Raw genomic sequence first — 24,694 nt, forward strand, 5'->3', positions numbered from 1 at the left:
CCTTTCGGAACTCTGAGACATTAGTTTCCTTTTGCGCGATACCACCAAGGTAACCGCAATAGAGCATCCTTAAGACCAATGCTGTTCATTGAAGCTACGGAGGAAAGATAGGGTACACCAAAAGACTTCAATTTCGTCAAATGAATAAGCAAGGCAAGCAAAAAAATGAAAATGCCGTAAAGGCCGAGTACTCCTGCAATGATCATGAGGGGAAACCGTAGAAATCGAATAGATAAACCAAGATTGTATGTCGGGAATATAAATGAAGCAATTCCTGTTGCGGACACGACAATGACAAGAGAGGAAGTTACGAGCCCTGCCTGCACAGCCGCTTGTCCAATGACCAATGCACCTACTATACTTACGGCTTGTCCCACTTGGCGGGGCAGCCGAATCCCTGCTTCCCTTAAGCCTTCAAATGCGGTTTCTATCATGATAGCTTCCACGATAGCCGGAAATGGCACAGCCTCTCGTGAAGAAGCGATACTTAGCAGAAGATCAGTGGGAAGCATTTCTTGATGCATCGTCGTTATGGCAATATACATGGAGGGAAAAATTAGGGCAATTAACGACAAACTTAATCGGAGCCACCGCGTCGCTGTCACAACAATAAAATTCTGACTATAATCTTCTGCGGCTTGAAGCATCTCATGTGAAGTCGCAGGTGCAATAAGGATGAACGGCGTATTATCAACGAGAATAACCACTCTCCCTTCTGCAAGCATGGCAGTTGCGCGATCAGGTCGCTCGGTAGACATCAGCTGCGGAAAGATAGAATAACGATTATCCATCATCAATTCTTCGATATACCCACTTTCAAGCACCACATCGATTTGGATATTCTGGATCCTTGCTTTCACTTCATCGACTAGATTTTGCTTTGCAATACCCTCTACGTACATGACACTCAATTTTGTTTGAGATAAGGTACCGACATGAAACGATTCACTTTTCAACTTGGACGTTTTCAACCTACGCCGGATCATTGTAATATTAATCTGCAAGCATTCCGTAAATCCATCCCGGGGCCCTCGAATAACAGGTTCTGATTCCGGCTCTTCAATGGATCTCGTTATTATCGAATACATGCCAATCAGTAGTGAGCCAGGCACTCCATCGACCAGCAGAAGTACATCACCGCTTAATACTGCTTGCGCTGCCTGATCCTCACGCATTTTTTTTGCGATTTTTTCTGCTGGTAGCACATCGTAAACCAGCCATGCCCACTTATCGTTTTCCGAATCTTCCTCCGATCGACCACATGACAATAAAGGTTTAAGTATGTCGGTCTCCACTCGCAGCTCTTCCACCATGCCATCCATGAATATTAGAAGAGCTCCCCGTTTACCTCCCAATCGAAAGCTTCGAAATACGATATCATCACACCGGTCGAATAGTGTACGAAAACGTGCTTCATCCCTCATCAAGTTTCCCGTAATCATGTTCTCTTGATATGGCTCTGTCACCCGTCCCCCCACCTCTCCAATCATTTATGAAATTAATATGCCCATTTTTACCAAATACAATCAGTCGGTTAGTTCTTTAAAAAAGACCGCTTATTGTAAGAAAAAAGCTAAGCCCTTCAAGTTCGAAGGCTTAGCGTTTTGAATAGTATATTGCATTTCGAGGAGTGTCATTTCTTTAATAGAGGTTTATTCGGCAAATAGTGTAAAGTGCGGATGTTGCGTATCGTTTTGGTTTTTGCACGCATGACAATGGAATGTGTTTCCGCCCGCTGATCCGGTAAATAGCGTACGCCTTCCAAGAACTCGCCAGGTGTTACTCCTGTCGCAGCAAAAATAACATCCTCCGTACCGACCATATCATCCATCGTCAAGATTTTGTTAGGATCTTTAATACCCATTTCAATACAACGGTCGTATTCGCTGCTGTCGGCAGGCATCAAACGTCCTTGCAGCTCTCCACCCAAACATTTTAACGCTGCTGCAGCAAGCACGCCTTCTGGCGCCCCACCCGAACCGACATAAAGATCGATCCCCGCTTCAGGAAATGCCGGAGCCATCGCGCCAGCGACGTCACCATCCGAAAGAAATTTAATCCTCACGCCGACTTTTCGCAACGTTTTAACAAGCGATTCATGACGTTCTCGGTCTAGAATCATAACCGTAAGATCAGAAACTTGCTTATTCAGCACCTCTGCTGCTTTCGCGAGTGTTATTTCCATAGGATCATTTAGACTTAGTACCCCAACTAGTGCCGGGCCAACAGCTAGCTTCTCCATATACATATCAGGCGCATGAAGCAAATTCCCTTTTCCTGCTACAGCAATTACCGAAAGCGCGTTGTTCAAGCCTTTAGCCACAATATCGGTTCCTTCGAGGGGATCAACCGCAATGTCTACCTCCGGCCCATTCATACTTCCTACTTGTTCACCTATATAGAGCATGGGTGCCTCATCCATTTCACCTTCTCCGATAACGACAGTCCCCCGAATCGATACAGAGTCGAACATAGCGCGCATAGCTGAAGTTGCCGCGCCATCCGCACTATTTTTATCTCCTCTGCCCATCCAAGGAGCTGATGCTAATGCAGCCAACTCCGTTACTCGAACTATTTCCAACGCAAGTTCCCGTTCCATGGTTTCTCTCCCTATCGTTATTTAGATTTCTCTAGTTTTCCCATATTAAAGAAGGACATTCTATACTTTAAATTTACTTATTAGGTTCTGAAGCTCTGTTGCCATCGTTGAAAGCGCTGTTGCAGATGCATTAATTTCTTCCATAGAAGCGAGTTGTTCTTCTGCAGCACCCGATACACTTTGTGTATTTGCTGCTGATTTCTCAGCTAAATTGGTAACAACAGCAATCGAGCTTGCAATTTGTTCGGCTCCAATCGCCATTTGCTTCACAGCCGTAGATACTTCTTTAGTCTGACTTTCTATTGATGTAACGGCCCCTTGAATATCTCTAAAAGATTTCCCTGCTTCATGGATAATAACCATTCCTTCTGTTACTTCCTTAGCATTCATCTCCATAGACTGTATGACTTTTTGAGTTTCATACTGATTGTTAGTTACCAAGTTTGAAATTTGTTTGGCCGACATACCCGTTTGATCGGCTAGCATTCGCACTTGATAAGCCACAACAGCAAATCCTTTGCCATGTTCGCCCGCTCTTGCTGCTTCAATAGCTGCATTAAGAGCCAGTAAGTTGGTTTGGGAAGCAATGTCGGTAATCACACTAATAATTTTGCCCACTTCTTTGGAGTTTTCACCCAATTTCTTCACAATCCCCACTAATTGCTGAACGGAGCTGTGAATGATATCCATTTGTTTCATTGAAGCCTGAATCGACTCCGTACCATTCAATGACAATTGGGTTGCTTGGTTTACCGCAATAGAAGCCTCTTGAACTCTTATGACAATTTGCTTACTACCCTCCAACATCTCGCCAATAGTATGTTTGCTATCTTCTAAATCTAGAACCTGTTTATGGACATCGGTTGCAACACTTTGTGCATGCACAGCCACATGTTCGGAAGCTGAGCTTGTTTGATCCGCACTAGCGGTTAGTTCTTCCGAAGAAGCCGCAACCATTTCAGAATGGATGCCGACTTGAAACATGATTTCTCTCAAATTAGAAGTCATATGATGAAAAGATTTAGCTAAATCTCCTAGTTCGTCTTTGCTTCTAATTTCGAGATCTTGGACGGTTAAATCTCCGTTTGCCAAACGCTCCGCCGCTGTTGTTACCCTAATAAGCGGTTTGGAAATCGTCCGAGAAATGATATAAGCTAAGCCAACGCCCGCAAGAATAGTGATTATGCTTAAAACGATGACAAATATCCTTCCGGATTTGAATGTTTGAATAGAACTTCCCGTCGCCAGATTAGAACCTGAATCGTTGAGACTAATTAACTGTGCTAAGTAATTCATGGCTTGATTAAAATGCGGTATCGACTGGGATATAAGAAAATTAGCCGTTATGAAATCATTGCCTTTTCTAGCTTGAATGACCTCCGGGAAGGACTTCAAATACTGCTCTTCCGAGTCGATGAATTGTTTAAACAATGTTCTTTCATTGTCATTCGTTGTATAAGCGGAATTATACTTCTTTTGAATCGTTTTCAATTCAGCAATTGAATCATTCATTTTGCTTTGATATTGAACCATTTTTTGATCATCGGTTTCCAAAATAATCGCCAACAATGAATGCTGTATGTCATACAAATCCGCCTGCATTGTTGCTAAAGTTTTAACACTAGGCATCCATTTGTTCTCAATCGAGACAGCCTCTTGTCCCATATCCGACATTTTCAGAACACTGATCCCGCTAACTATAGCCAATAAAAACAAAATGATTAAAAATCCCGCCAATATTTTTCTACCAATGGTAAACCTCATCGTGAGTTCCTTTCTACTATTATATCTATGCAAAAAACAAACAAAATTCCGGGCTTTGCAGCCCGGTATTGGTAGGAATTAAATATGACGGATGACGCCGGCGTCTATTAAAATAGAGTTGCCGTTAATCCCATCGTTGCTAGCGGCGAAAATGACCGTTTTCGCAACTTCTTCCACAGTTAGAAATCTTTGCAGCAGCGAGGTGCTGTCATTACCTTCCTTGAAATAATTAATCTTCGCTTGTTCCAAACTGATACCGCCACGTTCTGCGTAGCCTTGCAGGTAGGTTTCGATTCCCGGCGTCCAAGTCGTGACTGGCAATACACTGTTTACAGTAACTTTCGAACCCTTGGTAAGCTCTGCCATCGCCCGGCTTAACCCGAGTAACGCTGACTTCGTGGTCGAATAGTGGACGAGGTCGCCGTTTGGCCGGAAGCCTGCTTCACTATTAATATTAATGATCTTGCCCGAGTTTGCCTTCAGCATGTCGGGAAGCGCTCTTCGGCAAAGACGTACCGTACTCATCACGTTTACATTCCAAATATGATACCAATCGTCGTCTGTAATATCTTCAAATGGTTTTACAGGAAAGATACCTAAATTATTGACCAAAAGATCAAGTTTACCGTCTTTACTTGCTTCATCATAGAGTCGGTTGGCTTCTTCCGGAATGGCTAGGTTAGCCGCGATACCCGAAATCTTCACGTCTTTATACTTTGCTTGCAATTCATTTACCGTCTTATTTACGCGCTCTTCCGAAGAGCCATTAAGGATCACATCCGCCCCTTCTTGCGCAAAAGCTTCTACAATTCCTTTGCCGATCCCTGTTGTGGATCCTGTTACCAATACTTTTTTTCCTTTTAATCCAGTGTCCATCGTTGATATCCTCCAATTAATTATGATTTAGTTTTCAAGGGACTTCAGGAATTTCAAGGACTCTCTTATCGATACATCGAGCTGACTGTCATCTTTCCCGAACGTAAGGTCCCGATACAAGCCGATATCCCTTCCAATCTGTCCACCTGTGGTAATAAAAGATTCAATCGTTAGAACTCCACCGAAATGAATCGATTTCAGCGCTCGATACAAGCCATTCCAATCCGTTCTTCCTTCCTTACTCGGAAGGCTGCGATTGCATTCACCCAGATGCAGGCATGCTAATTGATCTCCAGCCGTAATAATGGCATCCGATAAAGTAACTTCTTCGATGTTCATATGGAACGTATCGAGTACGAGTTTGCAATTCGGACTTCCGACTTCTTCGATGAACGCTATACCTTCTGCGGCTGTATTCATTACCGTCGTCTCGAAGCGGTTTACAACCTCAAACATATACGTAATCCCGAGATCTTCAGTCGTTTTCGCCAGCTCCTTCATACTCTTGATGCTATTCTCGATATAGGCTTTGGGATCAAGCTCGCCTGATTCAAGCTTCCCTGCCCATGCGGCGTAATTGACACCGCCAAAAGATTTACCGCCCATGCTGGCTATGATCTCTAGAACGTTTTTGACGTACTCAATCGCTTGTCTGCGGACATGCTCATCCTTGGATGACAGATCGTGTTCTTTCGCTAAACCCGTTGAGTAAGTCATTTCAATGCCGCATTCGTCGGCGAGTTGTTTCAATTCTTGATACTCATGCTTGGGTCTGGTCAAAAGTGTAGGAATAAAAATTTCCACAACATCAAACCCGTTCTGCGCATGTCTTTTCACAGCTTTAAATAAGTCGAAATTCCAATCTTTCTCACCAAAAGAACTGTGTACGCCATATTTATACATGGGAATAACCTCCTCAATGATGGGGTAATCTCTATTTCGAGACTCTCCTTCTAAACGTATCAAGTGCTACTACCGTAATAATGACCAGGCCTAAAATCACTTTTTGCCAAAAAGCCGAAATATCCAGGAAATTCAGTCCGTTACTGAGCGTACCCATCGTGATGACACCAATAATCGTTCCACCAATCGATCCAGCCCCGCCAAAGAGACTAGTTCCGCCGAGAACGACGGCCGAGATTGACAGTAATTCCATTCCGTCACCCATTAATGCATTTGCGGAGTTAAGACGACCTAACATAACGATACTTGCAATCGATGCGCAGAATCCTGAGAACGCATACACGAGCGTTTTAGTCAGATTGACATTAATGCCCGAAACCCATGCTGCTTCCCGGTTTCCACCTAACGCATAGACATTGCGCCCAAACGTCGTATGCTTTAAAATGACCCAACCAATAATGGCAACTCCCACAAATACTAAGAATGAAATCGGAATCTTGGCGACATTCCCATTACCTATCACTAGCAATCCTTTGGGAAGTCCCGAAATCGGCAGTCCTCCGCTCGTCAACAAGGCAAAGCCTTGAATTGCGGTAAGCGAGCCTAGGGTCGCAATGAAATCTTGAACTTTAATTTTGGTAATAATCAAGCCAATCAGTGATCCGACAATAACTCCGCACACAATGCCAATCAAAACGGCAACGACTGGATTGACACCGCCATTGATAATAGCTACTGCAGTAATACAGCCGGTAAGAGCCATTACTGAACCTACGGCCAAATCGATTCCCGCAGCGATGATCACCATGGTTTGACCTATCGCCAAAATCCCCATAACCGAAGATTGCTTGGAAATATTCAAGAAATTGTTCACCGTAAAAAATTCGCGATTGGCAATGGCCATATAAATAATTAAAATCAGCAACGGGATAATAGGACTAATTTTGTTGATGTAATGCAGCAATGTTTTCTTTTTCACTTCGGCCTTTTCATTTTGAATAGCATTTAACTCTATGCTTTGCATGGATTACAACCCTCCTGCCGCTTTATCCATAATAAGTTCCTGACTGCACTCACGCGCATTGAAGCTGGCCACCAGCCTGCCTCTGTTCATCACGACAATGTTGTCAGACAGTCCGATTAATTCTGGCAGTTCCGTCGATACCAGGAGGATCGATCCACCCTGTTCGGTTATTTGATTTAGCAATTTATAAACTTCCACTTTAGCCCCAATGTCAATGCCGCGAGTCGGATCATCCATAATGAATATCTTGGTTTGATTGCAGAGCCATTTGGCAATGGCGCCTTTTTGCTGGTTACCGCCACTTAACTTTCCGATAGGACTGAACACGCTCGGCGTACTAATTTTCAACAATTTCTTATAGTCTTCCGATACGCCATGCTCCTTTTTCTTGTTCCTAAACCCCCATCTGCTAAAGCCAAAAAAACTGGAAACCGTGATATTTTCGGCCACTGACATGTGCAAAAGAAGCCCTTCTTTACGATTCTTCGTAACAAAACCCAGTTTACGTTCAATTGCGCTTTTTGGGTTATGAGGCAAATAAGCTTCATTGTTTAATAAAATGCTTCCTTCATCAGCTTTCCTTAGCCCGAATAAGGTTTCAACCAATTCAGTGATGCCTGAACCGACCAAACCGGCAATACCCAAAATTTCACCTTCATGCAGCGTGAAAGAAATATCCTTTATCGCTTTTCCATCTCCAAGTCCATTTACTTTCAGTACTTCTTTGGAGGTGCAATGATTGAATTTGGGGTACTGTTCATCAATGGAGCGGCCAACCATCATACTCACAAGGTTGTCTTGTGTAACGCTTGAAATATCGCTGATTGTATCAATGGAATGACCGTCTCTTAATACCGTTACCGTATCGCCTATTTCAAAAACCTCATCAAGCTTATGCGTAATATAAACAAAAGAAATTCCCTGTTTTTTCAAACGGTTGATGGCATTAAATAGAGATCTGACCTCTTTATCCGTCAAAGCGGAAGTCGGCTCATCTAGGATGATTAATTTCGCATCTCTTGAAATCGCCCTTGCAATCTCCACTAATTGTTGAATACCTAAATCATAATGAGATATTTTTTCATGAAAATTAATATCTAACCCTAATGTACTCAGTACTTTTCCGGTGTTCTCGATCACCTGTTTCCAATCCACGAACGGAAAAACTTTGTGATTAGGCATTCGCCCCAAGAAGATATTTTCCATCACGCTGAGATCTTTGATCATCGTCAGTTCCTGGTAGACCATACCAATACCTAATGCTAGCGAGTCAGAGGGACCTTTGATGGCAGCAGGTTTACCTTCCCAGTAAATCTCGCCTTCATCGGGTACATAGGAGCCGGATAGAATCTTCATCAATGTGGACTTGCCCGCACCATTTTCACCTAAAAGGATATGAACTTCGCCTTTCTTGATTTCCAAATCCACTTCAGCCAGTGCCACTGTTTCATAAAACCGCTTTTTGATTTTGCTCATTTTCAATAGGGTTGTCGCCATCTCCACCCCTCCTGTTTCCAAATGTCATTATGAAACTATTTGAGCTTCGCATTGGTGATAATTTGTTTCCAGTCGATCGGATCCAATACGGGATTCGGATAGAAATCATTAGCGTTGGCTTTATACTCTGTTCGTGGTCTGATATCGTAGGTTTTCGGCGTCTCTTCTCCCAAATGGAGCATCACTCCGAATTTCACACCGTACCAGCCCCACTCAGGGAAGCCATGCCATGTTTCCGACAGGATTTTATCTTCTCTGATTCTGTCTACGCTCTCCGACGTCCCATCATTCGTCGTAACGAATACTTTTCCTGTAAGCCCTGCGTTTTGAACCGCATTAATCGCACCCAATCCCATTTCATTAGAAGCAGCCCAGATACCATCAATATCTTTGTGCTTTTGAAGAATGTTTTCTGTGACCGACACCCCTTTTTGTCGATTCCAATCCGCTGGAAGCTTTGTAACGACTTGCACATTCGGGAACATTTTCAACACTTTATCGAAGCCTTTTTGACGTTCGTTATCGTAAAAGCTTCCGGGAACTCCTGAAAGTATGGCAATTTTCCCCTTAATCGAATTAGGATCAACGTCTTTATACACGTTCTGCCACCACTTCAAATCCAACTCTTGATGTGGCTGAACATCCACTTTTTTTCCTTTTCCATCCAAGACGCCTGGCCCGCCAAGAGCGTTTAACATGGCGTATGCGGAAACTTCTGCCGCCTGTGCATTATCAAAACCAATATAAGTATCAACTTGTGTTCCCTCAATCGGTGTTAACAGATTGACGATAATCACGGGTATATGAGCATCTTTTGCTTGTTTGAGCACAGGTTTCAGCGGTTCTACATCTGCTGGAGAAATAATAATCGCGCTGACTTTTCTTTGAATCATATCTTCGATGTTATGAATTTGAGCATTCGCATCGCCATGGTTATTGCTCGCTTTCGTAAGGATTTCAACATCCAACCCCGATTTCTTAGCGTCTTCTGCTGACTTCTCCATATAGGTAGTTGCGATTTTATAAACGCCCGTAATATCCGGCGGTACCCAACCGATCACGATTTTCCCTAGTTTTTTAGCGGGATCATCATTCGTGGAGGGTGCTTGGGTTTGTCCCGCTTTGTCATCTTTGTTCGTAGGATTTGCTTGGTTAGAACAAGCAGCCAATAAAGCCGTAATCATCGTGAAGATAAGCAGCATGTACGATTTACGCAATTGAATTTTTCTCATGTACATTTCCCCTTTTTTTGGAAATATTTTTAAAGCGCTTTCAATTTGAATTAATAAAACGGAGTTCAACCTATTCCACGATATCGTTCATTTAATATTACCTCCCTTTCATTCTAGGATGACTGATATCGCAAGTAGTTAGATTTAGACAAATCCCCCATGATGGGGGGGGACCTGAACGTTGATTCAGGTCCCTCGTTGCCATCTGTTTATTAAACTCCCCATTTGGGATTGTCTACGATTTCAACCTTACCTTCGTTTTCAACAATTAATTTTCTATAGCCTTTAGTTTCAATGGTTCCATAATCATGACCGGCATCAGCTCGGAAAACAAAGAAAGTAATCATAGGCTCATCGCCCACATTAATGCTTCGATGTGCATAGCGGCCCGGAACATACACAGCTTTTCCCGGAGTCATTTCTTCTGCTATCCAATCCCCTTCAGGATTTTCCATGAGCATATAGCCCTTACCGCCCAAGCAGTAATAGACTTCAGCGGTATCCAAAATCGTGTGAAAATGTCCCTTGGTCATGAAATACTCATTTCCTACTTTGCCTGGATATACGATACTTGTACCAAATAATAAATGACCGTCTTTTTCCGGCATTTCCAGTTCGAAAAATTCATACATCAACGAATTCTCTTTTTCGATCATCGCTTCCAACGCTTCACCGTTTGAAAACATGCCTCTCATATTAGAAAGATGTCGTTTCGTTGTACTTCTCTCGTTTGACATTCCGCTGATTAAATCAAAATACATGGAAAATGGCTTGACTGTTAATTCCTGACTCATTCTGAACACCCCTCGACGGTTAGTTTGTTATTTGATACTTTCTGCAATTTTGGCGCATTTCTCTAATACTTCACCTTGGATATCAACATGGAATACTTCCGCAATGACTTGCGTCCAGCCATGGATAAAATAGATCCATCCGTCTTCGACATGCAGATTACGTTGTTCTTTTTGTCTCAAAGCTTGATGCATAAAATCAAGTTCGCCGCGGTAGTTCAGCTCCCACACCAAGCCGTTTTGCGGATATTTACCTAGATCCGTGAGAGGTGATCCAGGTCTGTCTTTTCCGAGACCGGTCGCGTTAATAACTAACGAATAAGGCTTAAGTGCTCCCATGACTTCATCATTCTGGGCCGGATCTGGGCAAAGATGATAGTCAAATTGAACTTGGGTGTCGAGCTGTGATAACAATTCCTTGGCCGAATCCAGCCTTGGCTTGCTTCGGTTCGTAAGAATAATTTTGGATGGCAGGTTATTACCATGATCTTTTTCCGTTAAATAAGAACTGATCGCTAGGGCACTTCCTCCGCAACCGAGAATCAACACTTCACCGCCGTTGTTCCAATAATGGTCCGGAATAAATGCTTCCATCGCCAATCCGCTCGATATTGGGTCCTTAGCGTAACCTTCCAATCTACCATTTTTCTTGGAAATGGAAGAAAGCTCTTTGAACATTTGCGCATGGGGATCCAAATAGTCGAACAAGTCGCTGGCAGCGTCATATAAGTCGATTTTATGTGTTGTTACCAAGGCACCAAGGGACAATTCATCGTTCTTAATAAATTCCACGACTTCTCTGTATACTTCCGGCTTAGCATGAATGTCGATATCTATTCCTTTAATCACGGCGTCCTTCAGCCCGAGTGCCTCCGCCCAAAGCGGGAAAAGTTTCATAATCGAGGACTTTGTCGTGGTTACCCCAATGAAGTACATGGTAGGCTGAGTTGCTTTTGATGGAAGATTCATAGTTATTCTCCTTTATTAAATCTCGTAAATAACTTTGGTAAAAGGATACTTGCGTTCTACAAGATCAACGAACACGTTTGGAGCATCAGAAAGATGGAAGGTATGAGTAACTAGCGGTTGAAGCTTTAAAGCGCCGCTCTTGACATAATCGATGGTTGCTTGCCATTCTACGCCTGGAAATGGTGCACTGTAAGAGTTCCATGAGCCGACAAGGGTTAGTTCATTTCTGACGATACATTCAAAACTTTTAGGCGGTAGAACGACATCCCGGTGTGCAGTTCCCAAATAGAGAACACGTCCTTTTTTCTTAGTAATTCTCAAACATTGCTCTTGAGTTTGCACAACCCCGGCGGTTTCTACGGCGACGTTAACCCCTTTACCGCCAGTCAACTCCTTGATCTTTTGAGCAGCGTCGAGTTCACCTGAATTTATGACTACATCGGCACCAAGCTGTTTCGCTAGCTCTAGCTTATCCGCAGCAACATCTGCCGCTATGACCTGAGTCGCGCCCATAATTTTGGCAAACTGTATCGCGAACAAACCGATTGTGCCGCATCCAAGAACCGCAACCGTATCGCCAACGTTGATGCCTACACGCATCATGCCATGCAGAGTGACAGCCGCCGGTTCAACCATGGCTCCTTCGACGAAAGATAAGCTGTCCGGCAACCGAATCAGGTTTCTGGAAGGAGCAACCGTGTACTCGGCATATCCGCCGTGCGTTCGAGATCCGAGATAATTATAGTTATCACAGAGCCCGTAATCTCCCGATTCGCAAAACTCGCAGGTTCCACAAGGGAGAATAGGAGCGACGGCCACGCGGTCTCCTGGTTTGAAATCCTTCACACTAGCACCGACCGCGGCAACTTCGCCGCAAAATTCATGGCCAGGAATCGTTGGAAAGCTGTACGTTCCAGTCTTCATGACGCGTCCCAAGTCGGAGCCGCAAACGCCAGCTGCCCGGACGCGCACCAGAACTTCGTCCTCTTTATAGGACGGCACCGCTACCTGCTCATAACGCAGATCGGCAGGTGCATGTAAGACTGCAGCATTCATAAGCTTGTTCATATGCTTCCTCCTAAATGTTAAAGTTCAGATGTAATCAGAGCCTTCATGCCCGCTCCCTGAGCCGCATAATCCAAAGCTGCAACAGTATCTTCAATCGAAAATTTCGCAGTAATGAGCGATTTCACATCGATTTTACCAGTAGAAATCATGTCCATGGCCTTGTGTACATCCAGCAAACTAGAGCCTGTCGTAGCCGTTACAGTAAGTTCCTTATAGTGAATGAGATTCGTATTTAACATCACGAATTCTTTGCCTTTAGGTAATCCTCCAAATAACGATACGCGTCCGTGATAACCTGCTACTTCGAGTGCGACCTTCTGCATCTCAGGGTCAGAATTGGACGTGATCACGACATCTACGCCGCGTCCTTCCGTGATTCTATCTATCTCTTCTTTTAAGTCGGATTCTCTGTTATTAATGACAATATCCGCACCGTACTGCTTGATTTGTTCAAGACGAGCGTCCGATCTCCCCGCAACAATAATGCGGCCGCCGGCCATTTTGTTCATCATCACATGAAGGGCGCCGATAGGGCCGGGTCCAATAATAAGCACGGTATCTCCGGGAACTGTTTTATGAGCTTCATAGGCATGCAGCACGCAAGAAAGCGGTTCTGCAATGGCTGCTTCCTCGTAGCTTACATGGTCCGGAATTTTAATCACGTTGCTTACCGCAAAGGAAGGAACTTTGACATATTCCGCGAAGCCGCCGTCCATGCTAATCCCGAAAGCTTGATAGTTCGGACATAGCTGGTTATAACCTCGTACACACATATGGCAGGTGCCGCATCCCACATTGGGCGGCAGAGCAACGCGAGCTCCGACCTCAAAGCCTTTGATCGCTGAACCCACCTTGACGACTTCTCCGGAAGTTTCGTGTCCAAGCACTCGTTTTACACCCTCAGGAACCTTGAAATGTCCGTGCCTATAAATGCGATTGTCCGTTCCGCAAACCGAGCAAGCCTTAACCTTTACAAGCATCTCGTTAACTTGAATTTCCGGAATGGGTACATCTTCTACACGAATATCGCCAATGCCGTAATAATACGCTGCTTTCATTTGTAAGCTCCTCTCTGGTTAACATTTTGAATAATTGAATTACAAGGAATTTTATTCTTCAAAATATATCGTAAAATATTATTTTATTCGATTTAAGACGCAAGGTCCCCTATCAAAGTAACTTTCGCCTACTTTGACAGAGTCAACTAAGAGATATTGTTATCATTTCTCTCTTGAACTGCGCAGCACCTTAAAGGTTTCTTCCATATAATTCAACGTTTTAGTGAAATTTTTCGCTGCGTACGATGCGTAAATTAAATCTAGCACCAGAATTTGAGCCGTTTTGGATGCAGCAGCTTCCCAATAGAGCGCAGATCCCTCGTTTGACGATTTGGCTGAAGTGAACAAGGTAATATCCGAATACTTGGTTAAAGGTGAATCTTCAAAAGAAGTAATACCAATCGTTCGTGCCCCTTTGGATTGAGCAAGTCTCATTGAATCGACAACATCCTTAGAACGACCCGAGTTACTGATCCCAATCAATACGTCTTCAGGGCTTGCAATCGCCGCACTCATCAGTAGAGAGCTTTGGTCCCCGAGCAGCATACTTTTCTTGCCGGCCCTCGTGAAGCGCATAACGCCTGATACCGCCGCTGCCCTTGAAGAACCCATGCTGCTGAAGAGAATGGTATTGGCTTGCTCGATTGCTTCTACAGCTTTGCTAAGCTCCCCGATGTTTAAGCGCTGCTTGGTTTCTGTCATCGTTTGAACATTGCGGTACAGCACTTTCTCCAGAATCATTTCTGGTGTATCCGTTTGGGTAATGTCCTCATAAACATAGTTTTCTTCCGTGGACAAACTAGAGGCATCGTTCATGGTTAATGCCTCGGCTATACCGATTTTCAGCTCCTGATAGCTATCCAAGCCGATCTCTTTGACGAATCGCGTGATGGTGGATTCTGCAACATTACAAGCGGCAGCTAATTCCTTGGTGGTAATACTTTTACACTGACTCGGATTTTCTAGAATATAATCAGCGATCCGACGAAGAGCAGGATTCAGATAAGCGATTTTTTTGTTAATAAGTCTAAAAACATCCTGGTGTAGGGTATGATTTCCTTCTTCCAATGGCGGTGCACCTCGTATCATGAATATTCACCGGGATTTATGTTAATCCTAAGGAGGCGATAAGCCTATTCTATTCAAGTAGGAACTTTTTTTCAACTCGATTTGCTCCTTTTCAACAGGAAACCTATCAAGCTCGCTTTTTCTTCTTCAGTGAATCGACGTATACAGCGGTTACGATGACAAGTCCTTTGATGATCATCTGCCAGTAAGACGATACATGCATTAAATTCAACCCGTTATTGAGAACCCCGATGATCAATGCACCGATGAAAACTCCACCAATCTTACCTATTCCCCCAGAGAAGCTTGTTCCACCCAAGACTACTGCTGCTATGGCGTCTAACTCGAATCCACTGCCAGATGTTGGTTGTGCGGAGGACATTCTCGCAGCTAGAATAACACCGCTTAATCCTGCCAAAAGTCCCGAGATGGTGTAGACGATCATTTCAATCTTTGAGATTTGAATACCCGAGAACCTTGCAGCCTCCCGATTCCCGCCAACCGCATAGACATGTCTTCCAAACTTCGTTTTATTTAGAATAAATGAGGTGATAATCAGACAAATAACCATAATAATAATGGGCACTGGAATGGGCCCGATGTAGCCATTCCCGATGAAAGATAAGATCTCATTATTAAAACTCATCGGTCTGCCCCCGGTTAATACGTACGCGAATCCTCTGGCCATAATCATCATGGACAACGTTACGATAAAGGGTGGAATCTTGCCTTTTGTGATGACAAATCCGTTAATAAGTCCTAGAACTGCGCCTATCAACAACCCAACGATAAGAGCCGGAACAATCGGGACACCCATAAATAATAAACCGATGGTTATCACTTGTGAAACAGCTAGAATCGAGCCAACTGATAGGTCAATTCCATTGATCAATATGGTAAAAGTCATTCCAAACGCGATGATGGCATTAATCGATATTTGTCTCAAAACATTTAATACATTGCTAGTAGACAAAAATGTCGACGTCGTCAAGGCAAAAAATACAATCAGACTCACCAGAGCAATCAAAATTCCCGAGTTTGATACGACATAATGTACAACGGGCCATTTTCGCCATGAATCATTTTTCTTCCGTTCTATCTCGCTAAGAACTTGATTCATTTTTCACACCTCCTGTTGCGTGAATTAGAATATTCTCTTGTGTAATCTCGCTTTCCATCGTTAATTCACCGCTGATTTCCCCTTGATACATGGTCATAACGCGCGTGCTCATATTGATGATTTCCGGCAGCTCCGACGAGACCATAATGATGCTGACTCCCGACTGCGCCAAAATGGACATGAACGAATAGATTTCTTTTTTGGCGCCGACATCGATACCTCGCGTGGGTTCGTCTAGAATCAAAATATCCGGTTTCATGGCAAGCCATTTCGCGATGATCACTTTCTGCTGATTCCCGCCGCTTAGATTCATCAATTGCTGCTCTGGAGAGGGGGTGCGGATGGAAAGCCTCTCAATATATTTATCCACTAACGTTTCTTCTTTTCGTCTATCCACTTGGAAGAACTTTACCATGGAGTCCAGTACGCTTAAACTTATATTGTAGGAAATGCTTTGAATCAAAATGGCCCCTTGTTCTTTGCGATCCTCTGGAACAAATCCGATACCGCTTTGGATGGCATCCTTCGGATTTTTAATCCGTATCTTTTTCTGATTTAGATAGATATCCCCGCTGATGGACTTGTCGATTCCAAAAATGGTCCTCATAAGTTCCGTTCTTCCTGAACCCACCAAACCGTAGAACCCAAGAATCTCTCCCTTGTAGAGACTGAAACTTACATTTTTGACTCTCGTACCGCTGGAAAGATTCCGTACCTCAAAAATTTTCTCTCCCGGCTGCACAACCGGTTTGGTATAGATCTCTGACAGCTCTCTTCCGACCATCAATCGAACTAGATCTTGGTAACTGGTATCCTTCATGTCTCGAGTAGCGACATAAGTACCATCCCTTAAAACGGTCACTTTATCTGCGATTGCAAACAATTCTTCCATACGGTGAGAGATATAAATAACAGAGACACCCTTCAGTCTCAGCCCCCGTATCGTTTCCAGCAGTTTGATAACCTCCTTCTCTGTTAACGATGAAGTAGGTTCATCCATCACGATGATTCGGTTATCCTTTGACAAAGCTTTTGCAATTTCAACCATCTGCTGCTGCGCAACCGTCAAATTACTTACATACTCGCCAGCATCGATGTCCAATTCAAATTGATCGAGAATCTTCTGCCCATATCGAATAATTTCTTTCCTATTTACTAGTTGCAAGGGGCCCTTTGAGGGCTCCCTGCCTAACACAATATTTTCTGCTACCGTCATATTCGGCGCGAGACACAACTCCTGATGAATCACACTGATTCCGATACTTTCTGAAAAACTCACATCTTTAATTTCTACTTTGTTACCGTCAAAGATGATCTCACCTTCGTCTGGAACCAATATTCCGCCAAGAATCTTGATCAGTGTAGACTTCCCCGCTCCATTCTCGCCAAGCAGAGCGTGAACCTCACCTACATGAACTTCAAGATTCACGCGATCAAGCGCTTTGACTCCAGGAAAACTCTTACTGATATGTTTCATTTGCAAAAGAGGCATATTGTTTTCCATAGGATACCTTCCTTTATTACAGCGTACAGCAGGCTATTTACTTCAAATACTGTTGATAGTTGGATTGATCAATGAACAAGCTTTCGACCTTAATCCATTTTTCAACGTTTTCTTTGTTTAGAATCTTGTAAACTAGATCGCCAGCAACTTGCCCCATCTTGACAGGGAACTGGGCAGAAGTACCTGCAATCTTATTATCCTTGACTAGTTTTATCGCATCTTGTGACCCGTCAATGGAATAAATCTTGATGTCCGTTCGCTTCGCCGCTTCAATGGCTGCCAACGCTCCAACAGCTGAGGGATCATTTATCGCAAATACAGCATTGATTTCAGGGTTGGACTGCAGGAAATTCTCCATGATCGGCAGCGCGGATTCCGTAGACGCTTTACCGTCTTGTCTGGCGACAACTTTAATGCCAGGAGATGCTTTGACAGCAGCCGAGAAGCCGTCTGTTCTGTCCACAACAGCCTGAACGACAGACCAATCGATAATGGCCACGTTGGCTTTGCCGCCCGTATTTTTAACCATGGCTTCACCAAGCACCTTACCGGCCATGAAGTTATCCGTCGTTACCATCGCTGTAACAAGATCTGTGTCTTGAGGTGGAACATCCATAATAATAACCGGAATGTTGGCTTTCTTGGCGGACAGCAATGCCGTCTTGATCCCCTTGCTATCAACCGGGGCTATAAAGATGGCGTCTACCTTCTGTTGAATGAAGTCTTCGACATCTGATATCTGCTTGTTAATGTCCAATTGTGCATCGACTTCAATCAGCTTGTCGCCGTGCTTATCAACAATCTCTGACTTCAATCCTTTGCTCCAATCGATAAAATGTGGATTATTCAAGGTGAAGTAGGAGGCCGCAAACGTATGTTTTTTGGTTTCTTTTGAACTGGTTGTCGTACTCGTCTCTTGCGTCTTTCCTCCACAAGCAACCATCGTAACCATGATTAGAACCAAAGCGAGAATAAGTGATGCAGACTTCATTTTTTTACTTGATTTCATAGAAAACATCCCCTTTTTAATATAAATGGTATTAATGATCTTCCCAATCCTTCGATCTATCAACAGCCTTTTGCCAACCAGCATATAGTTGATTGCGCTTACAAATGTCAAACGTAGGTTCAAACCTGCGATCTAGTTCAAAGGTATCCAGCAGCTCGCTTTGACTCTGCCAAAACCCAGTTGCTAGACCAGCTAGAAATGCTGCCCCTCGCGCGGTTGATTCTACAACCTTCGGACGGATAACGGGTACGCCGAGAAGATCAGATTGAAACTGCATAACGAAATTGTTGCAGCAAACGCCACCATCGACCTTCAACTCACTATTCTTGATGCCGGAATCCTGTTCCATACACGTAATGACATCACGAATCTGATAGGCTATCGACTCAAGTGTTGCACGGACGATGTGGTTGCGATTCGCACCGCGAGTCAAGCCAAGGATAGCGCCGCGCGCATACTGATCCCAGTAAGGAGCCGAAAGTCCGACAAAAGCCGGAACCACATAAACACCATTGGTATCCGCAACTTCTTGTGCAAGCTGCTCCGTCTCTTTGGCATCGGAAATAAGTTTCAATTCGTCCCGCAGCCATTGTACAGAAGCACCTACCACATAAAGCAGACCTTCCAACGCATACTCTACCTTGTTGTTTAATCCCCATGCCACCGTGGTAAGAAGCCCGGAATCAGAACGGATCGGCTTAGAACCGGTATGCATTAACAGAGATCCTCCTGTTCCGTAAGTGGCCTTCACCATTCCTTCTTGAAAGCATGCCTGTCCGAAAAGGGCACCCTGCTGATCCCCAACAGCGGCTGCAACTGGAATACTTGCGCCAAATAGCGATTCGACGGTCAAGCCGTAAACGTCACTGGAAGGGCGGAGTTCAGGAAGTATGGCCCGTGGAATGGCCAATTCACGTAATAGTTTGTCATCCCATTCAATCCGATTAATGTTAAACAGCATGGTTCGTGAAGCATTGGAATAGTCGGTAATATGCACCTTGCCACCAGTCAAATTCCAAATCAGCCAAGTATCCACGGTACCGAAAAGCAGTTCTCCCTTTTCAGCCTTTTCTCTCGCGCCTTCGATGTGATCAAGGATCCATTTAATCTTCGTTCCTGAGAAATAAGAATCGATCAACAAACCTGTATTTTCTTTGACATATTCACTCAATCCCTGTTCTTTCAGTTCTTGACAAACGTCTGCTGTTCGGCGATCCTGCCATACGATTGCGTTCATGACAGGCTTGCCTGTAGCCTTATCCCATATAATGGTGGTCTCTCTCTGATTGGTGATTCCGATCCCTACAATATCCGACGCACTGGCATTTGCTTGCTTCAGAGCCTCTTTCGCTGTTTTTAATTGAGCTTCCCAGATATCCATCGGATTGTGTTCCACCCAACCGGGCTTTGGATAGATTTGGGCAAAATCTTGATAAGCCACCGAAACAATATTGCCATTATGATCGAACAAAATCGTCCTTGTGCTAGTTGTTCCACAATCAAATGACATCACATATTTCTCTGTCACGCCAACCTCCCACTTTCCTATGCATTTATAGCTTGGAGTTCACTTGATTTAACCGCTTACAATTAATGTTTTTAAATACGTGATTAGCTCAATGAACCGCTGCAACATTTCATAATTGCCATGCAGGACTTCGAGCTAATCATGTCCGTTTATCTTTTACAATGCCATCAATGCTCTATACTTCCATTCCGTAACGGTGTACCTTATGCGTCGGATAGAAGGAGAACGAAGGAATCGTAACATCAGGTGTTCTTGTTGCTACGAAAAGAGTCGCTTCGGCAACATTTTCTACATCGATGCAGCTATTATAGATTCCCTCTTTAAGTTCTTTTTCATCCAGCCATCCATCCGTATAAGCAGCAAGATCACCGTCATAAATCCCTGTATCGATGACTTTGGTCATTGGCGTCTTCACATGAGAAGGATTGATCACAGTTACACCGATATTTTTATCCTTGCCTTCCAACAAAATATTTTTGCTAAGTCCCATCATGCCATGTTTGGAAGCGCGATAAGGACTATGTCCCGGACAAGATGCGACTTTGGCTGACGAAGATCCCATATTAATGATTCTGCCGCCCATTGTTTGTTTTTCCATGTAGCGGAACGCTTCTCGGCAGCAAAGGAAGACTGCAGTTAAATTGGGTCCGAGTGTTTTGTTCCACTCTTCGAGTGTCGTCTGGCTGATAGGAGGAGATAGAGAATCGCGTCCTGCGCTATTCACAAGAAGATCAACGCTGCCCCATTTATCATTGGCATACTTGAAGAAATTAGCAACTTCAGCTTCTTCCGTCACATCGCCGACAATCCAATCACAGATGCCATTCTCAGCTTCGATCTCAGCAGCAACCTGCTTCATACGTTCTTCATCTATATCCACTAATAAAACTTTACTGGCATTGGCAGCGAAAATTTTCGATACGGCTTCACCGATTCCAGAAGCGGCTCCTGTGACGATTGCAACTTTACCTTCTAATTGAGTTCCTTTAGGATACATATAATTCTTCCTCTCTGGTTTTGAATTCTATTCTGGTTGTGTTTATGGATTGAATAAGGACTTATACTCTTATTATAGAATATTATTCTTTTATGTCAACATTAAAATAAAATTTTATTCGATAAAGGATTTACAAGAATGATTACGATATATTTTCCCCGATTATTTCCTGTATTTTCGGATCAAAAAGAAATGCTATTCGTCTATTACCTATCATCCGAAATGATGGTCTGCCGCCATTCAACAAGCCTGCTGCCGCATCTTCATCCAACAACACGATTACATTCGGATGTAATTGAAGTAAGGATGCCGGGCAACTTGTCGTTACAGGTCCCGTAAATGCCTCTTGAATAATGGTACTTTTAGCTTCACCATGCGCGATAAACAGCACGCTGTCAGCCTTCATAATAGGACCAACCCCCATCGTAATGGCATGCCTAGGAGTTTGTTCATCAGAAGGAAAATTTTTAGCATTTGCACTTCGCGTGCCTTCAGTTAATGCCACAATATGAGTCTCACTTGAAAGATGATTGCCCGGTTCGTTGAAACCAATATGTCCGTTTAACCCAATACCAAGCAGTTGGACATCCAGCCTTCCAGCTTCCCTCAGCAGCGTTTCATATCTATGGCTTTCCGCTTCAATCGAATGAGCCGCTCCATTTGGAATATGAATATGATTCGGCAGCATATCGAGATACTGGAATAAATGTTCTCGCATATAGGCAGCATAACTTTGAGGATGATCCGCTGATAGACCGACATACTCGTCTAAATTATAGGTAGATACATGTTTATAGCTGCAAGGGCTGATTCTGATCCTCTCAACCAACTCTTTATAAATCCCTATAGGCGATGAACCCGTGGCAAGGCCAAGCTTGGGATGGGCTTTTTCACGAACAATCCTTTCTAGGATTTCCGCTCCTATGCGATCAGCTTGCTGGGCATCGCGAAAAACAGCGATTCTCATGATCGTTACACCCCTCGGAAGGCTTTCACTTTATCAACAAGCTGACGGCTTTTTTCTGTAATAGAAGCATAATCCCCTTGACTGGCCGAACTAATCAAAGAACCACCGACACCTACAGCAACGGCACCCGCTTCAAACCAATCTGTAATGGTACTCAGATTTACGCCGCCAGTTGGCATGAGATTCACCTGGGGCAGCGGTCCTTTCAGCGACCGGATCATAGATGGTCCATAGGTCTCTCCTGGGAACAGTTTAATAATATCCGCACCAGCTTCCATCCCTTCAATCGCCTCTTTTACGGTCATGGCTCCCGGCATACATGGAATACCATAGCGGTTGCATAAGCGAATCACTTCTGTGTTAACAAAGGGACTGACAACAAATTGCGCGCCTGATAGAATTGCGATACGAGCAGTTTCCGTATCCAATACAGTCCCCGCGCCAATTGTAACTTCTCCAGGCGAGAAATGGTTCGATAATTTCTCAATCACTTGATGCGCATACGGCACAGTGAACGTAATTTCCAGACTGGAAATACCGCCTTGCAGACACGCTTCGGCAATCTTAATCGCTTGCTCGCTATTGTCAGCACGGATGACGGCGACAATTCCTTCCTCACACAGTCTGCTAATCACTTGCAGCTTATTCATAGCCATTTATCATTTCCCCTTGTTCTTTAATGATTACCTCAAATACTCTAGGACATTCGCCGCAGCCATGACTCCCATGTTCTCGATGGCTTGATACGTTGAAGCGGCACAATGTGATCCGATAATTAGGTTATCCAGTTCCAGAAAGCCTTTATCTTGCGGGGGCTCCTGCTCGAATACATCCATGCCTGCTCCCCATATCCGATTTTCCCTCAAAGCCTCAAGAAGCGCTTGTTCATTGATTAGCCCGCCCCTAGCCGTGTTCACAATGACAGCGGTTTCTTTCATGCTTGCGAGTTCCTTCGCGCCTATCAAATGATGCGTTTGTTCCGTTAAGGGCAAATGCAAGCTGATAAAGTCAGCTGTACGTAGAAGCTCATTTAAACCTACATAATCGATCTGATGTTCAGCCGCATAGGTTTCATCTTTGACCAAATCATAAGCAAGTATGTTCATGTTAAAACCGCGCGCCCTTGCGGCAACGCCCTTGCCTATGGCTCCAAGACCGACGAGACCCAGCGTTTTACCCCATACATCGACAGATGTGATCTTATTCCAATTCAATTGTCTGCAAGCTTTATCAATCGGAATCATTCTTCTAGCAGCAGCCAACATAAGAGCTATCGTATAATCCGCAACGGCATCCTTGTTAGCTCCGGTAGTCACGGTTACGGGAATCCCTTTCTCCCGCGCATAATTCAAGTCAATATTATCGGTACCGACACCGTATTTTGAAATGACCTTCAACTTAGGCGCATGCTCAAGCACCTCTTGATCGATGGGATCGACCCCGACAATGACCGCGTCTACATCCTTGATCAATTCAACCATTTCCTGCTTGTTCATAATGCGGCCATATGGATTAAGAATTAGCTCGCAGCCATTCTCCTTTAACATGTCAATCGGTTGAGAGTTTCCCTTTCCAAAGGAGCGAGGGGTTACCATTACTTTATAAGTCACTTGTTTTCACCTCTCTGGCTGTTCTGTTTTTTTCGTGTAAAAGCATGGGAAGGATTATGAATCATCATATCTGCAATAGCAGACTCCGAAACACCGCGCTGACGCAAAAGAGGGATAAAATTGACCTTCATGTGATCCAATCCGATCTCGCCACCGTAACTCTTCAGTCTCGCCCGGGTCGTATCCAATCCTAGGAGAAGAGAATCCCCATAGCCCCAATCCAGCATCTGCACGATTAGTTCCGCTTCTTCCTCATCGCTGTGATATTTAAATCTGCCGATCGTATCATACTCCAGATAAACACCGAGATGAGCCAGCTGTCGATGGACGCTGTAATCGTTAAGTGTCCTGTCCAAATGACAAATGATCAGATTCTCGGGAGCAACACCTAACTTCATAAAGTGTTCAGCCACTACAATCCCTTGACGATGAGTTTCTGTATGGCACATGATGGGAATCCCCGTTTCGAGAGAAGCAATCGCTGCGGCATTCAAAAGGTGTAAACAGATTAAACCCGGTGAGTCCTCATCAATTGCCGTTTTGATTTGCCCAGCTTTGGCTTTTATTTGGAGTTTCGGGTCCTGTTTATCCGCTTGGATATACATGCCTTCTTCAATTTCAGCGATAAACGTATTCGCTAAACGCTCAACATCCGCACGAAACAGCCAATGATTATCGGGATAAAAGCTTCTCTTGTGAAAACCGGTAGAGGCTATGATATGGATACCCGTCTGCTTGGATACTTCGGTCAACATGTCCGCCATCCGTCCGCATCCGACAGGCTGGGCATCCACAACGGCTTTGCCACCCAAGCTTTTGAATAGCAATAATTCTTCCTTTGTTTTGCCAAAGTCATCAATTTGCAAAACGGGATTCAGCCTTGATGGCGTTCCCTCCGCAATGAAGAGATGTTCATGACTATGACAGAATCCTAATTGTTCTTTAGAGATATCCCCTAAGACTGTTCGAATAATTCCCGTAGCGGCCACCCCCTGTAAACGCTTAATCCTTTCCGTAAATGGATGCGCTCCATCTCGATTTCATTATAGAATTAAATTCTTTCATGGTCAATATAAAATAAAATTTTATTCTATATTTGATTTATGATTA

22 protein-coding genes are annotated in these 24,694 nt (G+C 44.0%); all 22 read right to left on the minus strand.

The features are described from left to right. Positions 1–20: 20 nt before the first annotated feature. On the minus strand, positions 21–1,466 hold the full coding sequence (locus tag GC102_RS34735) for a spore germination protein (protein WP_171693560.1): 1,446 nt from the start codon (positions 1,464–1,466) through the stop codon (positions 21–23). A gap of 167 nt (positions 1,467–1,633) precedes the next feature. Next, positions 1,634–2,599, minus strand: coding sequence for a class II fructose-bisphosphatase (gene glpX / locus GC102_RS34740; protein ID WP_171693561.1), 966 nt, complete (start codon positions 2,597–2,599; stop codon positions 1,634–1,636). A 60-nt stretch (positions 2,600–2,659) separates the two neighbouring features. Further along, positions 2,660–4,363, minus strand: coding sequence for a methyl-accepting chemotaxis protein (locus tag GC102_RS34745; RefSeq protein ID WP_171693562.1), 1,704 nt, complete (start codon positions 4,361–4,363; stop codon positions 2,660–2,662). Positions 4,364–4,441: 78 nt separating this feature from the next. After that, entirely contained in the window at positions 4,442–5,239 is a 798-nt protein-coding gene (locus GC102_RS34750; protein WP_171693563.1) for an SDR family NAD(P)-dependent oxidoreductase, read from the minus strand. A gap of 27 nt (positions 5,240–5,266) precedes the next feature. Continuing rightward, the gene (locus GC102_RS34755; protein ID WP_171693564.1) at positions 5,267–6,142 is read right to left on the minus strand and encodes a D-psicose 3-epimerase; all 876 of its coding nucleotides are present in this window, start codon (positions 6,140–6,142) and stop codon (positions 5,267–5,269) included. A gap of 31 nt (positions 6,143–6,173) precedes the next feature. Beyond that, positions 6,174–7,166, minus strand: coding sequence for an ABC transporter permease (locus GC102_RS34760; protein ID WP_171693565.1), 993 nt, complete (start codon positions 7,164–7,166; stop codon positions 6,174–6,176). A gap of 3 nt (positions 7,167–7,169) precedes the next feature. Continuing rightward, complete coding sequence (locus tag GC102_RS34765; protein ID WP_171693566.1) at positions 7,170–8,663, minus strand: sugar ABC transporter ATP-binding protein; 1,494 nt, start codon at positions 8,661–8,663, stop codon at positions 7,170–7,172. A gap of 35 nt (positions 8,664–8,698) precedes the next feature. Then, a complete protein-coding gene (locus tag GC102_RS34770; RefSeq protein WP_216628260.1) occupies positions 8,699–9,895 on the minus strand; it encodes a sugar ABC transporter substrate-binding protein in 1,197 nt (398 codons plus the stop codon). Between the two features lie 212 nt (positions 9,896–10,107). After that, positions 10,108–10,689: a glucose-6-phosphate isomerase gene (locus GC102_RS34775; RefSeq protein WP_171693567.1), complete on the minus strand. Its 582-nt coding sequence runs from the start codon at positions 10,687–10,689 to the stop codon at positions 10,108–10,110. A gap of 27 nt (positions 10,690–10,716) precedes the next feature. Continuing rightward, positions 10,717–11,655 carry a shikimate dehydrogenase family protein gene (locus GC102_RS34780; protein ID WP_171693568.1) on the minus strand — a complete coding sequence of 313 codons (939 nt, stop codon included), beginning with the start codon at positions 11,653–11,655 and terminating at the stop codon, positions 10,717–10,719. A 15-nt stretch (positions 11,656–11,670) separates the two neighbouring features. Beyond that, positions 11,671–12,723: a galactitol-1-phosphate 5-dehydrogenase gene (locus GC102_RS34785; RefSeq protein ID WP_216628261.1), complete on the minus strand. Its 1,053-nt coding sequence runs from the start codon at positions 12,721–12,723 to the stop codon at positions 11,671–11,673. 17 nt (positions 12,724–12,740) lie between these two features. After that, complete coding sequence (locus GC102_RS34790) at positions 12,741–13,781, minus strand: zinc-dependent dehydrogenase (RefSeq protein ID WP_171693569.1); 1,041 nt, start codon at positions 13,779–13,781, stop codon at positions 12,741–12,743. 162 nt (positions 13,782–13,943) lie between these two features. Then, the gene (locus GC102_RS34795) at positions 13,944–14,870 is read right to left on the minus strand and encodes a MurR/RpiR family transcriptional regulator (RefSeq protein ID WP_171693570.1); all 927 of its coding nucleotides are present in this window, start codon (positions 14,868–14,870) and stop codon (positions 13,944–13,946) included. 106 nt (positions 14,871–14,976) lie between these two features. Continuing rightward, complete coding sequence (locus GC102_RS34800; RefSeq protein WP_171693571.1) at positions 14,977–15,969, minus strand: ABC transporter permease; 993 nt, start codon at positions 15,967–15,969, stop codon at positions 14,977–14,979. Next, positions 15,953–17,473: a sugar ABC transporter ATP-binding protein gene (locus tag GC102_RS34805; RefSeq protein ID WP_171693572.1), complete on the minus strand. Its 1,521-nt coding sequence runs from the start codon at positions 17,471–17,473 to the stop codon at positions 15,953–15,955. Before GC102_RS34805 ends, GC102_RS34800 begins: the two co-directional genes overlap by 17 nt. Positions 17,474–17,510: 37 nt before the next feature. Continuing rightward, positions 17,511–18,482, minus strand: coding sequence for a sugar ABC transporter substrate-binding protein (locus GC102_RS34810; protein ID WP_171693573.1), 972 nt, complete (start codon positions 18,480–18,482; stop codon positions 17,511–17,513). Between the two features lie 31 nt (positions 18,483–18,513). Beyond that, complete coding sequence (gene glpK / locus GC102_RS34815; protein ID WP_312883466.1) at positions 18,514–20,010, minus strand: glycerol kinase GlpK; 1,497 nt, start codon at positions 20,008–20,010, stop codon at positions 18,514–18,516. A 175-nt stretch (positions 20,011–20,185) separates the two neighbouring features. Beyond that, positions 20,186–21,007 (minus strand): SDR family oxidoreductase, encoded by an 822-nt coding sequence (locus GC102_RS34820; RefSeq protein ID WP_171693574.1) that lies wholly within the window; start codon positions 21,005–21,007, stop codon positions 20,186–20,188. Positions 21,008–21,149: 142 nt separating this feature from the next. Then, positions 21,150–21,974, minus strand: a complete 825-nt coding sequence (gene nagB, locus GC102_RS34825; protein WP_171693575.1) for a glucosamine-6-phosphate deaminase — start codon at positions 21,972–21,974, stop codon at positions 21,150–21,152. A 5-nt stretch (positions 21,975–21,979) separates the two neighbouring features. Continuing rightward, entirely contained in the window at positions 21,980–22,630 is a 651-nt protein-coding gene (locus GC102_RS34830) for a bifunctional 2-keto-4-hydroxyglutarate aldolase/2-keto-3-deoxy-6-phosphogluconate aldolase (RefSeq protein WP_312883468.1), read from the minus strand. 27 nt (positions 22,631–22,657) lie between these two features. Next, complete coding sequence (locus GC102_RS34835; RefSeq protein WP_312883469.1) at positions 22,658–23,584, minus strand: phosphoglycerate dehydrogenase; 927 nt, start codon at positions 23,582–23,584, stop codon at positions 22,658–22,660. Then, a complete protein-coding gene (locus tag GC102_RS34840; protein ID WP_171693576.1) occupies positions 23,581–24,573 on the minus strand; it encodes a phosphotriesterase family protein in 993 nt (330 codons plus the stop codon). The genes GC102_RS34835 and GC102_RS34840 overlap by 4 nt, the downstream gene beginning before the upstream one ends. Between the last annotated feature and the right edge of the window lie 121 nt (positions 24,574–24,694).

Origin of the sequence: Paenibacillus germinis (assembly GCF_013141785.1) — a bacterium.
In the GTDB taxonomy this organism is placed as follows: Bacteria; Bacillota; Bacilli; order Paenibacillales; family NBRC-103111; genus Paenibacillus_E; species Paenibacillus_E phytorum.

Excerpts from the sequence above, each read along its gene's own strand:
- GC102_RS34760 (WP_171693565.1), bottom strand. The coding sequence starts at position 7,166 with ATGCAAAGCATAGAGTTAAATGCTATTCAAAATGAAAAGGCCGAAGTG.
- GC102_RS34810 (WP_171693573.1), bottom strand. The coding sequence starts at position 18,482 with ATGAAATCAAGTAAAAAAATGAAGTCTGCATCACTTATTCTCGCTTTG.
- GC102_RS34800 (WP_171693571.1), bottom strand. The coding sequence starts at position 15,969 with ATGAATCAAGTTCTTAGCGAGATAGAACGGAAGAAAAATGATTCATGG.
- GC102_RS34795 (WP_171693570.1), bottom strand. The coding sequence starts at position 14,870 with ATGATACGAGGTGCACCGCCATTGGAAGAAGGAAATCATACCCTACAC.
- GC102_RS34770 (WP_216628260.1), bottom strand. The coding sequence starts at position 9,895 with ATGAGAAAAATTCAATTGCGTAAATCGTACATGCTGCTTATCTTCACG.
- GC102_RS34745 (WP_171693562.1), bottom strand. The coding sequence starts at position 4,363 with ATGAGGTTTACCATTGGTAGAAAAATATTGGCGGGATTTTTAATCATT.
- nagB (WP_171693575.1), bottom strand. The coding sequence starts at position 21,974 with ATGAGAATCGCTGTTTTTCGCGATGCCCAGCAAGCTGATCGCATAGGA.
- GC102_RS34780 (WP_171693568.1), bottom strand. The coding sequence starts at position 11,655 with ATGAATCTTCCATCAAAAGCAACTCAGCCTACCATGTACTTCATTGGG.
- GC102_RS34820 (WP_171693574.1), bottom strand. The coding sequence starts at position 21,007 with ATGTATCCTAAAGGAACTCAATTAGAAGGTAAAGTTGCAATCGTCACA.
- GC102_RS34805 (WP_171693572.1), bottom strand. The coding sequence starts at position 17,473 with ATGGAAAACAATATGCCTCTTTTGCAAATGAAACATATCAGTAAGAGT.
- GC102_RS34775 (WP_171693567.1), bottom strand. The coding sequence starts at position 10,689 with ATGAGTCAGGAATTAACAGTCAAGCCATTTTCCATGTATTTTGATTTA.
- glpX (WP_171693561.1), bottom strand. The coding sequence starts at position 2,599 with ATGGAACGGGAACTTGCGTTGGAAATAGTTCGAGTAACGGAGTTGGCT.
- GC102_RS34750 (WP_171693563.1), bottom strand. The coding sequence starts at position 5,239 with ATGGACACTGGATTAAAAGGAAAAAAAGTATTGGTAACAGGATCCACA.
- GC102_RS34755 (WP_171693564.1), bottom strand. The coding sequence starts at position 6,142 with ATGTATAAATATGGCGTACACAGTTCTTTTGGTGAGAAAGATTGGAAT.
- GC102_RS34785 (WP_216628261.1), bottom strand. The coding sequence starts at position 12,723 with ATGAACAAGCTTATGAATGCTGCAGTCTTACATGCACCTGCCGATCTG.
- GC102_RS34790 (WP_171693569.1), bottom strand. The coding sequence starts at position 13,781 with ATGAAAGCAGCGTATTATTACGGCATTGGCGATATTCGTGTAGAAGAT.
- GC102_RS34765 (WP_171693566.1), bottom strand. The coding sequence starts at position 8,663 with ATGGCGACAACCCTATTGAAAATGAGCAAAATCAAAAAGCGGTTTTAT.
- GC102_RS34830 (WP_312883468.1), bottom strand. The coding sequence starts at position 22,630 with ATGGCTATGAATAAGCTGCAAGTGATTAGCAGACTGTGTGAGGAAGGA.